The organism is Synechococcus sp. R55.3 (genome assembly GCF_047461975.1).
GTDB lineage: Bacteria > Cyanobacteriota > Cyanobacteriia > Thermostichales > Thermostichaceae > Thermostichus.
Window position 1 is genome coordinate 1 of record NZ_JANSIG010000093.1, and the last position, 11,693, is coordinate 11,693.

Annotated in this window: 11 protein-coding genes; 4 read left to right on the forward strand and 7 right to left on the reverse strand. The window is 61.8% G+C overall.

Going from position 1 to position 11,693, the window contains the following annotated elements:
- Position 1 precedes the first annotated feature (1 nt).
- The 6 genes from NW849_RS12235 to NW849_RS12260 form a co-directional block, all read right to left on the reverse strand.
- Entirely contained in the window at positions 2–571 is a 570-nt protein-coding gene (locus NW849_RS12235) for a photosystem I assembly protein Ycf4 (protein WP_414357899.1), read from the reverse strand.
- A gap of 297 nt (positions 572–868) precedes the next feature.
- Positions 869–1,942: an S-layer homology domain-containing protein gene (locus NW849_RS12240; RefSeq protein WP_414357901.1), complete on the reverse strand. Its 1,074-nt coding sequence runs from the start codon at positions 1,940–1,942 to the stop codon at positions 869–871.
- A 45-nt stretch (positions 1,943–1,987) separates the two neighbouring features.
- Positions 1,988–2,302 (reverse strand): DUF3181 family protein, encoded by a 315-nt coding sequence (locus tag NW849_RS12245; RefSeq protein WP_414357902.1) that lies wholly within the window; start codon positions 2,300–2,302, stop codon positions 1,988–1,990.
- Between the two features lie 66 nt (positions 2,303–2,368).
- Positions 2,369–2,998, reverse strand: coding sequence for a hypothetical protein (locus NW849_RS12250; RefSeq protein ID WP_414357904.1), 630 nt, complete (start codon positions 2,996–2,998; stop codon positions 2,369–2,371).
- A 35-nt stretch (positions 2,999–3,033) separates the two neighbouring features.
- The gene (locus NW849_RS12255; protein WP_414357905.1) at positions 3,034–3,648 is read right to left on the reverse strand and encodes an anti-sigma factor family protein; all 615 of its coding nucleotides are present in this window, start codon (positions 3,646–3,648) and stop codon (positions 3,034–3,036) included.
- Entirely contained in the window at positions 3,645–4,307 is a 663-nt protein-coding gene (locus tag NW849_RS12260) for a sigma-70 family RNA polymerase sigma factor (RefSeq protein WP_414343224.1), read from the reverse strand. The genes NW849_RS12255 and NW849_RS12260 overlap by 4 nt, the downstream gene beginning before the upstream one ends.
- A 251-nt stretch (positions 4,308–4,558) precedes the next feature.
- On the opposite strand from NW849_RS12260, the gene NW849_RS12265 reads away from it, so the two are divergent.
- The 4 genes from NW849_RS12265 to NW849_RS12280 all read left to right on the forward strand — a co-directional run bounded on the left by NW849_RS12265 (position 4,559) and on the right by NW849_RS12280 (position 9,104).
- The gene (locus NW849_RS12265; protein ID WP_414357906.1) at positions 4,559–5,287 is read left to right on the forward strand and encodes a Crp/Fnr family transcriptional regulator; all 729 of its coding nucleotides are present in this window, start codon (positions 4,559–4,561) and stop codon (positions 5,285–5,287) included.
- Between the two features lie 19 nt (positions 5,288–5,306).
- A complete protein-coding gene (locus NW849_RS12270) occupies positions 5,307–5,801 on the forward strand; it encodes a DUF427 domain-containing protein (protein WP_011433071.1) in 495 nt (164 codons plus the stop codon).
- A gap of 128 nt (positions 5,802–5,929) precedes the next feature.
- Positions 5,930–8,005 carry an SH3 domain-containing protein gene (locus NW849_RS12275; RefSeq protein ID WP_414357908.1) on the forward strand — a complete coding sequence of 692 codons (2,076 nt, stop codon included), beginning with the start codon at positions 5,930–5,932 and terminating at the stop codon, positions 8,003–8,005.
- Between the two features lie 115 nt (positions 8,006–8,120).
- Positions 8,121–9,104, forward strand: coding sequence for an energy-coupling factor transporter transmembrane component T family protein (locus NW849_RS12280; protein ID WP_414357909.1), 984 nt, complete (start codon positions 8,121–8,123; stop codon positions 9,102–9,104).
- Between the two features lie 24 nt (positions 9,105–9,128).
- Here NW849_RS12280 and NW849_RS12285 read toward each other — a convergent pair.
- The coding region (locus NW849_RS12285; RefSeq protein WP_414357910.1) for a GAF domain-containing protein at positions 9,129–11,693 on the reverse strand (2,565 nt) is incomplete at its 5' end.

Here is an 11,693-nt window from a genome sequence, read left to right on the forward strand (position 1 = left end):
ATCAAATACCCTCTAGGCTGACATTAAGAAAGCGGGCAATCTCGGCGGCTTGGTTTTCAATCTCGGCCAAAGAAGGCGGCTGCCCAACGCCGGTGAGGGGGATGTCGCCACGTCCTTTCACCCGCAAGTAGATGGCTCGGCGGGGGTTAAGCCCCTCTCTCAGCTCCACCCGTAAGCTTTGCACATCGGCAAAGTCATACTCCAGGCGGACTTCACGGTTTTTGCCCGGAAAGCCCTGGCGCACCAGCGTTATCTTTTGCGTGCGCCGGTCGAACTCGTTGTAGCCGCCTCCCAAGTTCCAATACAAACTCAGCCACTGGTATAGCCCCGCCAGGGATCCGAGCACCCCGTAAAAGAGCATGGCAATGCCCTGGGGAATAAACACCAGGCTGGCGGGATCGGAAAAGGGGAGCAAATTGCGGTGGAGATAGCTGGAAAGGCCGGCCAAGGTAAAGCCCAGCCCTCCCCCCGTCAGCGCCACCGCCCAAAAGTACACGCTGGGCCGCCGCGACCCAATCACGGTGTAGCGCAGCAGATCGGCAGAACGGATTTCAGGAACAATGGCGGACACAGTTGGGATCCCTGCGGGTTTTCCAAGGTTGGCTTCTCTCATTTTATTAGGTGGCAAGGGCTCTCCCCGGCAGAGGGGCGCTCAGGGGACTGTCAAGAGCTAGAGCCGCCTGGGGAATGGGGGCGGAAGTCCTCTGCGCTGTACAGCCCCTCTCCCGGAGGGAGTTAGGGATAGTTTTTATTGTTATGGCTCCTTTTGCTCCTTGTAAGAGCCGTAGCAGGGATCCCTGCTGGGGTTCTGAGGCGTTCTATCTGCTGACAGAGCCCAACAGCATACGCCAATGGGATCCCTCTCACCTCAGGGTTGGGTTTGGCGTGGGGTAACGATCCTGCCCTCCCCTGGGGCAACTTCCGAGGAACGGGGGCGGGCCGGCGCAGAGGGCTCATCAACGGCATTCGAGGGAGAGGCAGGGTTGGGATCCGGCTCGGGAGAAGCCGTCTGCTCCGGTTCTGCGGCAGGGGGAGAAGGCTGAGGCTCAGGGGTTGGGTCTGGCAAGGCTGGCGGCTGGGGTATGGCGTCTTGGGCCGTTCGTTCCCCAAAAGCCGACAGGGCGATGGCGGCTTCCCCGCGGCTAACCGGCTCGAAGGGGTTGAAGGTGCGGATGGGGCCAAAGGTGCGCAGCACGGTGGAGGCATTCTCTAGGCTGCGATCCGCTACCAGAGCAGGAATGGCTTCAGGAGGAATTTGCGCCGCATCGGTGAACCCCCAGCGCTCCTCCAGCTCCGCTCGGGATCCCTTGATCTGGCCGGGAGGTAAGTCCAGAGGCACCTTCATGCGGATCAACTCTGCCCGCGACAGCAGGCTGTTGGGGCGAAACTCTCGATTGGCATCTCCGGCAATTATGCCGGCAGCTCCCAGGGCTTGAATGTAGCGAAAGTTGGGATCCTCTTCCGGCACATCCAAAAAGAGGGGGCGTTCCGAGGGGGATCCCAGGCGGATTTGCCGGCTGGGCTCATCGGCGTGGATGGCGTTGTTGGCCAACACCAGCCAACGGGCAAACTCTCCGCGACGAACGCTGCGCTGCGGCTGAAATTCGCTGCCGGGGATATCGGCAAAAACTCCCAACCGATCTAGGTATCCCACCGAACGGGCCACCAGAGATCCCGGCTCCAGGTCTGCAAAGCGGCTGCTGTCCTGGCTGGGCAGAGGTGAAGAGGGGGCGGGAGCAGTGGGGATCGAGATAGAGGGTGGGATGGATCCCGGCGAAGGTTGAGGCGAGGGAGATGCCGGCAGCTCAGGTTGGGCTGTGGGCGGGCCCACTGGGCGTACAGCGCGCTCCAGCCGTTCTCCCCACTCGGTTCCCTGGCAAGCCGACAACAGCCAGAGCAGCGGAATAAGGCTGCCGAGCTTGAGCCAGGGGCCAGGCCGCATAGGTTTAGACTGATGATGCACCGCTCTACCTTTCTCTATTGGTCTCTATTGGGCCCATTTGCGGCTAAACTCCTCCAGCACATCCAGCAGGTTAAGCAGGCTTTGCATCGGCAGGAGATCGGCCAGGGGCAATTCTTTGCGCCCACCCCCCACTTTCACCGGGATCCCTTGCAAGATCTCTGTGACGGCGTCCTCATCCACCTTGCCTGCCATCACCTGGGGTGCCAGTCGCTCCGCCAAAAGGGTATGCAGGTGGGCATCGCGCAGGTAAAGATGCCAGCGGGCCACATCGATGTAAACTTCCTTGCCAATGGCAGCGGCCAATTGCTCAATTTCTGGGTTGCTGGGCACTTTGGCCATCCCTCAGCTCCGTTGGTGGTTGCGTCTGCCCCTCCCTCAGAATCATAACCCGAACCCAAGGACTCCTCAGGGAGAGCTGGCAGCCGAGCGGTCGGGTAGAGGTAGGGCGAAGTTCTCTTGCAACTGCCGCAGCATCAACAGGTGCTCTAGGGCCAAGCGATCCCGTTCTGTCCGCAGCCGGCTCAGTTGGGCCTGAATTTGGCGGATATCGGCCTCGTCGGAGTCCCAGGTTTGCAAAAGGCGGTAGAGGCGCTCTTGTTGGTCGGCAATTTGCCGGTTTAGGCGGGCTAGACGGCGGCTGAACTCCACATCCATTTCCTCTGCCAGCTCGGGATCCGGCAGCAGGGCCAAGCGATCCCAATGGATGCCCAGGTCGGCCAAGCTTGGCGGGGGCGGATCCAACTCCTTGAGAAGGGGGAAGTCCGGAAAGGGCGATAGCTCCGTCTTGGGAGGGGCCCATTGGTTTTGATCGGGGGCAGGGGTGAGACGGGATCCGGGTGAAGGCAGGTTTGTGGGCTGGGGGGCAGGCTCCTGTCCACTGGGAGAGGAGTGCAACTGCTTCGGACTCCGTCCCGCCGGCGCGGACGGCGTTGCCAGATGGCTACTGCTGGGATCTGCCTGGGCCGACAGGGATCCCAGACTGCATAGCCAAAGGCAGACTCCTAGCCCACAAGCCCAGCGAACTGCTTTTTCCACCCTGCGCTCCTCAGTCTTTCTCAAGCCTGCTCAGGTCATTCCCAGCCCACCAAGGACTCCGTCCCGTTGATGCGAACGGCTCCGGTCCCGTTGGCGGAGCGAGATCCACGGTCGGGCATTGCCTCAAACAAAATCGAGTAGGCATCTTGTTTTTGCCCCGCCTCGAAAAGATAGCGTTGGGCAACACGAGCAGAGGCAGGCACGATGGCCACACGCACCGGCGGATCTTCCAGCGATACCAAAGGCTGGGGATGAGACCAACGCCATCCCACCCAGCCCGCCCCTGCCAAGGCCACCACAGCCGCTGCCACTCGTCCCCAAGGGGTGCCCTTGCGTCGCCGCCAGCCCAGGTCGAGCATTGGCCGCCGATCCAGCTCAGCGAACACACGGCTAATCAACAGCTCCGTCTGGATGGGATCCAAGGTGGGGGCCTTGAGGTTGGCCAAACCGGCCTGTAAAGCTGCCAGTTGGCTGTACAGTTGCCGCGCTTGGGGATCGCTGGCCAGCCAATCTTCCACCTGCCGCGCCTCTTGAGACGACAATTCCCCATCCAAGTAGGCGCTCAACTGTTCAAAGCGCTCATCCACCACCGGCAGCTCTTGCTGGGGATCCCTGGGGTCGGGGTTGGGGTTGCCGCGAACCATGGTCATTCACCATTAAGGTAGGGTTTTAGGGTGGATTGTAGGCGAGCGCGGGCGCGCGCAATGCGAGACTTAACAGTGCCCAAAGACACCCCTGTGATCTCGGCAATTTCCTCATAAGCCATCCCCTGAATTTCCCGCAGCAGGATTGTCTGGCGAAAGGCCTGCGGCAGGTCGCGGACGGCTTGGTGCAATCGCTCGTAGAACTCGCAGGTGGCGAGGTGCTCATGGGGACTGGGGCTCTCGCTGGGCAGCTCCCATTCCATCTCGCTATCCCGCATCTGAATCGGCGCATCCAGAGAAAGGGGCTGCTGCTGTCGTTTGCGCTTGCGCAGCTCGTCGTAAAACAGGTTGGTGGCGATCCGCCCCAGCCAGCTGCGAAATTTTGCCGGCTCCTGTAGGCGTTTCAGGTGGCGGTAGGCCCGGATCCAAACTTCCTGGGCCAAGTCATGCCGGTCCTGCCAGTCCGGGGCAAGATGATAGAGCACCTTGTCCACATGGGCCTGATGGCGACGCATCAACTCGGCAAAAGCCTCCCGATGGGGCTGGGATCCCTGCTGACAGATCAGCACCAGATCCACATCAGCGAGCTTTTCGGGCCGCACAGGCACGTTCTTCACCAAGACCGACCAGCGCTGGCCACTGATGTCGCTGAGGGCAGCATCCATAGGCATCCATAAGTTCTAACAACAACAGCGGAGGGATCCCCTCCCAGACAGAACCTCTGTTGCCCAGACGAAATGGCAGAGTTTGGGTTCCCCCCACCCTCAACCGCAGGGTAGCTCTAGAGGCTCTGAGGGCCATACCGGCAAGACCACCTCCTCATTGGATCTTGGCGCACATGGCAGGACGGTGGACACAGGAGCACTTTTGCAGGATAGCTCTTGAGTTGATAACTGGGCTACAGTGGGCTTGCGGTATGGTAAAACCCCGACCCGGCATGACTTCCGATGCTCCTGTTGCCGTCCTCTCCGAGCTCAAGGCGGTACCCATGTTGGCCGAACTTTCGGCAACGTCCTTGCAATGGCTGGGATCCCAGGTCAAGCTGCGGGATATCCCGGCGGGACAGGCCCTCTTCATGCAAGATGCCTGGGGCAGCGTAGTTTATCTGATCCTCGCCGGCTGGGCTAAGGTGCGGCGGGCTTTGCGGGCGCAAGACAGCACCAAAACCCTTGCCTTGCTGGGGCCGGGCGCTTGGGTGGGGGAAATGGCGGTACTGGACGAAGCTCCCCGCTCGCGAGATGTGCTGGCCCTAACCCCGCTGCGGGTGGCCGGGATCCCGGCGGCAACCTTCAAAGCGCTGATGTTGCGGGAGCCGCAACTGTGTTACCAGCTGGCCTGCAGCCTCTCCCGTCGCCTGCGCCTGGCCAACTTGCAGGCGGATCTTGACCAGCAGAGCCCCCCGCTGCGAGTGGTGCATACGCTGGTGCAACTGGCGGAAGCTTTTGGCGAGAAGACCCCCCAGGGGATGCGCATTGTCTACCCTCCCCCCCAGGATTTGGCCGATATCAGCCAAGTTAGCCGGGAGACAGCCCTGGCGGTACTGAGCCGTCTGCAGCAGCAGGGGGTTATTCAGCCGCTGCCGGAGCAACAGTCTTTGCTGCTGATCCGGTACGCCAAACTGCTGGAGGCCACCCGTCTGCTTTAGATATTGAAGATATTGACCCATGTCTCCCCAACCGATTTCTCCCCATCCAGGACAAGAATCTGTCTGGGACTATCCGCGCCCACCTCGTCTGGAGCCCACCACAGAACTGGTGGAAGTTCTCTTCAATGGCGAGCTCATTGCCCAAAGCCGCCGTTGCTACCGCGTCCTGGAAACCAGCCACCCGCCCACCTACTACATTCCCCCCACCGACGTTCGACTGCAGTATCTCCGCCCCAGCTCTCGCACCTCTTTCTGTGAGTTCAAAGGGGCTGCCTGCTACTGGACAGTTCAGGTCGGATCCCAAACAGCTGTAGATGCCGCCTGGAGCTATCCGGATCCCAGCCCGGCGTTTTTGCCCATCCGCGACTACCTTGCCTTTTATCCAGGCCGTGTGCAGGAGTGCCGGGTAGGTGGAGAACGAGTCCGGCCTCAACCCGGAGATTTCTACGGCGGTTGGATCACCTCAAAGGTCGTAGGCCCTTTCAAAGGAGAGCCGGGTAGCTGGAACTGGTAGGGGCGGAGCAGCGATTCCCGAGGGGGGATCCCTTTTACCCACGAAAAGGACTACAGTTAAGTCGATGCGGGTAAGTTGTCCAAGGACTCCGTCCCGCTGGCACGAACAGGAGAGCGCGGACAAAAACCATGACGGTGCGGGTGCCCCTCGACTATTATCGGGTTTTGATGCTGTCGGCACGGGCAGATGAGCATCAGATTGAGCAGGCATACCGGGAGCGAATCGATCTCAAGCCGGGCGAGCGCTCCTGGCTGCTGGAGTTCTCGCCACAGGCTGTGGAAGCTCGCGCTCAAATGATCCAAGAGGCAGCTTCTGTGCTGCTTAACCCTGAGGCACGGCGAAACTACGACGAACATCTCATGCCGGCGGATCCCACCTTAACGGTGGAGGAGGCGCACCTACCGGGAGTGCTGTGCTTGTATTGCGAAGCCGGAGAATACCAAGCTGCCTTGGACTTGGCTCAACATATGCTGGAGCAGGGCCACCCTGCTCGTTCCGATGCCATTTTGGCGCGGGCCATCGCTCGTCTGGAACTGGGTCGAGAAGCCTGGCAACAGGGATCCTACGAAGAGGCGGCGCGTTCTTTACAGGCGGGCTTGGCGGAGCTGGAGGAGTATCAGGCCTTTCCGCAGATGCAAGCGGAGATCCGCATCGATTTGGGCAAGCTGCGCCCCTATCGCATTTTGCAACTCCTCAGCCACGAGGCCCATGCTCCCGCCCCAGCCGGAAGAGAGACTCTTGTGCTCCGCACCGCTGATGCGAATGGGGAGCGGCAGCAGGGACTGGCTCTCCTCAAAGCCATGCTGGACGAACGGGGCGGCATCGAGGGGGTGGGGCAGGATGGCTCTGGCCTCAGCACCGAAGATTTCCTCCGCTTTATCCAACGGGTACGTCGCCACCTCACCCTCAAAGAACAGCAAGAGCTGTTCGAGCAGGAGGCTGAGCGTCCCTCGATGGTGGCCGCCTACTTGGCCGTGCAGGTGTTGCTGGCGGCAGGTTATCTGGAAAACCGCCCGGCTCTGGTGCGGCGTGCTCGCGGCTACCTGGCTCGTCTGGCGCAGCGGCAAGATGTACACCTGGAGCAAGCCATCTGTAGTCTGTTGCTGGGGCAGACCGAAGAGGCGCTCGCCCATCTGCGCTCCACCCAAGAAGTAGAGGCCTTGCAGTTTATCGAAGAACACTCCGCCGGTTCTCCCGACCATCTGCCGGGTCTGTGCCGCTTCACAGAAAAATGGTTTCAGGAGGAGGTGTTCCCGGAATTTCGCGGTCTGGAAGCCACCCAAGCGACGTTGCAAGCCTACTTCGACAACCCCCAAGTGCAAGCTTACCTGGACGAAATGCCCAGCCGCGAGGATCCGCCGGCGGGGATGCTCTCTCCCAAAGTCCCCCATCCCCCACCTCATTTGCCTGCCGTGGTGGGTGGCGTGCGCCCCCCTAATCCAACCCAAGAATTGCAGCGCCCCCCCACCCCTTGGCAACGGGGAGGAGTGATGCCACCGCCAGAACCCCCGCGCCTCTCGGATTTGCCCTCCTACCGGAGCACCCCCAAGGCGGGCGTCTCTGCTCTTGCGGATGAGAGTTCTAGTGCCCAAGACCGTTCCCCTCAGGGGGACGGAGTCCAGGGCCTAAGGTCCGCTGGCGCGATCGGTTTGCAGGATGTGGAGCGTTACCGCCGCAGCCGCTTGGGGGGCCGCAAGCGTCCTACCTTTCCCGCTGGCGTTCGTTTGGGCTCCGCACCGCTGGCGCGAATGGCCGGGGTGGTCGGTGTGGGCATCCTCTCCCTATTGGTCATCTGGCAAATGTTGCGGGGCCTCTTCACGCCGCCGCCGGCACCACCGCTGGAGCAACCCCAGGTGCAAATTGAGCAGCCGCCGGTTGACATATCGCCACGCGACGCCTCCGCGAACGACAATCCCGGCCAGACAGAACCCGCTCCCCCGCCTGAGCTAACTGGCCCTCTGGCGGAGTGGCAAGGAGTACAACAGGTGCGGGTGGTCTCCAACGATGGCCTCAACATTCGCCAGCAACCCAGCCTGACGGGAGCCATTGTCGGGACAGCCCCACGCCAAGCCCTGCTGCGGGTGGTGGAGGTGCAGGCTGGGGAGGGACAGGTGCCCGTCTGGCTGCGCATCGAGCGAGATGGGGCTCCGGGGGGATGGGTCGCTGCCCAGTCGGGCTCCACCCGTCTGGTGGAACGGCTCTAGCTCTCCCTTGCTGCCAGCTGTTATTGCTCCGCAACGCTGCTGCGACCGCGCTACGGGGACGGAGTTCTCGGTCCCGCCCTTTTAAGGGGTATAGTCTGCTTCCTTCTCAACTGTTGTGGATATTCTGCGCAATGCCCCGCTGGGGATTTATCTGGAAGAGCCTCGCACCTGGCTACATTGCCTGGATCCGCGGGTTAAGCTGGCCTGGCTGCTTAGCTTTCTCCTCAGCCCCATTTTGGCCGGCAATGGTTGGCGCTTGGCTGTGGTGGTGGCTCTTCTGCTGCTAACTGTGGCGGCCCGTCTGCCGCGCCGGGTTTGGTCGGGCCAACTCTCCCTGGTGCTGGCCCTGAGCCTGCTCACCTTTGGGATCACCAGCTTGGCGCCGGATGGATTGGGGGTTTTTCCCCAACCGCAACGGCAGGATATGCAGGTGGTGGGCTATGGGCTGACCGGGATCCCCGCTGTTCCCGTTAGCGGTGCAGGGCACTTCGACTTGGCCGTAGAACAGGGATCCCCAGACCGTGCCTGGCGGGCGCAAACCCGTGCCTGGCAAACTCCTTATCGCTACCGCCTGGTTCAGTTTTCCCTATTGGGACGAACCTTTCAGGTCTCCCGCCGTTCTCTATCGGTGGCGCTGCGGCTGGGCACCCTCATTTTTACGTTGCTCTACGCCACCCATTTGTTTTTGTTGACCACGGCCCCCGAAGAAATTGCCGAAGGGATCGGCCAATGGTTGCAGCCTCTCAAGCGTTGGAGATGGCCGATTGCCGAAGTAATTCTCACCCTCACCTTGGCGCTGCGCTTTCTGCCTTTGGTGATGGAAGAGGTGCAAAACTTGGCGCGGGCGGTGCGAACTCGGGATGTGCGCTGGGGATCCCTGAGTTTCCGGGGCGGGATGCAAACCCTGCTGGCCTTGGTGGAGCGCTTTTTTGAAAACCTGCTCCTGCGTGCTGAACAGACGGCTATGGCAATGCAGGCCCGTGGGCTGACCGGCCCAGACCATCCCCTGCGCTGGCACCGCCTACAACTGCGGCGGCTGGATCGCGGCCTACTGGCTCTACTGCCCCTGTTTTGGCTGCTCAGAACCTTGTCCCCCTAAGGTGACCGGCAACACAGCTTTTTCCTACCCAGGGGGATGGGGCTCGTCGCTGCCCATCGGCATGAGCAGCCGAGAGACACAACGCCCATCGGAAGAGAGGTAAAAGGAGAGCTGGCCCCCCATCCGCTGCACCACCCGTTGACACAGGCTGAGTTCCAAACCAGGACTCACCGATAGAGGCGACTTGAGCAGAGGATCTGCGTAGATCACCTGCTCTGGCCCCAACTGAAGGGCGGCCATCAGGTGAGGGTCGAAGCTGCCCTGATCCACCACCAGCAGCTCTGCATACCCAAAGTGCTCCGCACCGCTGTCGCGAACGCTGGCTTGGCTCCACAGATCCAGCCGCCCCCCTTCCGGGCTGCGCAAAATAGCGGCTGTCAACACCTCCCAGAGCACCATCTCCAGTCGTTCGGGATCCCCCTGGACGGCAATGCTCATGTCCCCATGGGCCCGCGGCCACAGCTTGCGTTTTTGGGTCAGGGCCTCCACCCGGCGCAGGCTTTTGCGCACCAAGGTTGCCAAGGGCACCGACCGCAACTGCGGCTGCACCTGCCAAGTTTCCGACTGCAACAACGGCCTTGTGGAGACGGTCAGATCCCGCAGCCCTCTGCCGATCTCCACCACCTTTTGCCAGCGGGTGGCTTCGTCTCCGGGGATCTCCGGCACCTGACCCAGGCGGTGCAGGCTGTCCAGAAGGGCATTCTGCATATCCAGCAGGCGGCGGTGCTTGTACCAGTTCAACTCCCTGAGCACCTCCTGCCGCTCTTGCAAAGTTTGCATCCAGAGCAAGCGCCGCAGCGTCCAGCCGCAGGTCTGGGCGATCAGCATCACAGCCGCCCGCTCGTCGGGATCCCAAACCTTGCCCGCTTCTGCCCCCAAGATCAAAACTCCCAAAGCTCCCGCCTGCGAGGAGTTTGTCTCCCCCAGCGCCACCAGCAGCCAGGATCCCAGGCCGGTAGCAAAGTGCTCCGCACCGCTGACGCGACTGAGCCAAGTGCGGCTGGCAGGGGGGATCTGGGTGAGCGGGAGAGGTTCTGCTGACTGCAGCGCGTAGGCCAGTAGGGGATCTTGCAGATCGATCTCGGTGGGGCCGGTCTCCGTCCCGGCAGCAAAAGATGGCTGGAGCTGAGCCCGGCTCTCCCCCGGCTGCCAACTAACCATGAGCGCCAGAGGGATCCCCAGCAATTGGGCCGTCTGTCGAGTGGTAGTGGTGTACAGATCTGACAAGGTGGCCGAGTTTTGCAAGGTTAAACAAGTGGTGATCAGGCCCTTGAGCAACTGCTCTTGTCGTTGCCGGCGTTGTTCTGACCGAATTTGCCGCAGGATCACCCCCACCTGTTGGGCAATCCCCCGCAGCAGTTGCCGCTCTTCCCGGCTCCAGGCCCGTAGCTGGGGATGCAACACCAAGAGCAGCCCTTCCACGGGTGTGTTGGCCCCGGTATGGGTCAGCATCAGGGAACGAACTCCTGCCAGTTCCTGCCGCCAAGAGAGCAGGCGCAGATCTTGGTCGTAGTTTTCTGCCACCACCACCTCGCTGCGCATGAGATCCTGCCAGTCCTGGTCGCTCAGAGGGCTGAACTGCTGCGGCAAAGTCTGCTTGCCCTGTTGCTCCGCGACGCTGCGGTACTCGTAGAAGAGGCGGGGGATGGAGCTGTCGCTATCCACCGTCAACACGGCTACTGCACCGACTTTCAGACGCTGGCCCAGGCCGACAATGGCTTGCTGGAGAGCCTGTTGCAGCTCTGCCGGGTTGTAAACCGAGCGGCCCACCTGCTGCACAAACTCTTGGTCATCGGCCAACTGGCGAATGCGGCGATCCAGATTTTCCAGAGGGCTGGCCAGGGCCAACCCATTGGCGGCAGCGGCCACCAACTGTCGCTCAGCGGCTTGCCAGGTACGGGGCACATCGGATTGCACCCAGATAAACCCCAGCAGATCCTTCTCCAGCAAAATCGGGGCTGCCAAAACAGCCTGGGCTCGCAACTGCTGCATCAGCTTGGGGGGAACCTCAGAGCGAGTCGTCCCTGTGCCGCCCACCACCACCTGGCCATCGGCGAGGGTGTAGTACATGTCCCCCAATTCCCGCAGCGAAAGGCTGACCTCTCCTGTCGGCCCTGCTCCGACTTTCTCCGCCCCGCTGTCGCGAACAGCTTTGGGGACGCTCCCGTGGGGAACGAACTGACCCTGGCTGCGCTCGTGCCAATACACCTGAATGTGGACAGCGCCCAGAAAAGACTGTAACTCCTGCCTCACCAGGCTGACCCGTTCCTGCAGGGATCCCACCTGGCGCATCGCCGTTCCCAACCTCAGGAGCGGATCCTCAAGGCGCTTTTCGGTCTGCTGCTGCCAAGCGTTTTCCAACTCCTGCAGAGAGGCTGCCAACTGCCCCAGCAAAATTCCCAAGAGAGCCTTTTCGTCCTCACGGGTGGTAACCCCCCACATTTGGGATCCCAGCATCAGGATCCCCAAGCAGCGCCGCCGTCCCACTGCCGTTCGCGACAGCGGGCCGTAGGCCGAGAAGGGATAAATGAAACAGCCCTGGATCCCGCCCAGTCGCCTGGCCTCCCGCTGCCAAATGCCCATGCGCGG

Bases quoted from the DNA above. Each gene is read 5' to 3' on its own strand.
- NW849_RS12255 (WP_414357905.1), bottom strand. From the start codon at position 3,648: ATGACCATGGTTCGCGGCAACCCCAACCCCGACCCCAGGGATCCCCAG.
- NW849_RS12265 (WP_414357906.1), top strand. From the start codon at position 4,559: ATGGTAAAACCCCGACCCGGCATGACTTCCGATGCTCCTGTTGCCGTC.
- NW849_RS12260 (WP_414343224.1), bottom strand. From the start codon at position 4,307: ATGGATGCTGCCCTCAGCGACATCAGTGGCCAGCGCTGGTCGGTCTTG.
- NW849_RS12245 (WP_414357902.1), bottom strand. From the start codon at position 2,302: ATGGCCAAAGTGCCCAGCAACCCAGAAATTGAGCAATTGGCCGCTGCC.
- NW849_RS12240 (WP_414357901.1), bottom strand. From the start codon at position 1,942: ATGCGGCCTGGCCCCTGGCTCAAGCTCGGCAGCCTTATTCCGCTGCTC.
- NW849_RS12270 (WP_011433071.1), top strand. From the start codon at position 5,307: ATGTCTCCCCAACCGATTTCTCCCCATCCAGGACAAGAATCTGTCTGG.
- NW849_RS12275 (WP_414357908.1), top strand. From the start codon at position 5,930: ATGACGGTGCGGGTGCCCCTCGACTATTATCGGGTTTTGATGCTGTCG.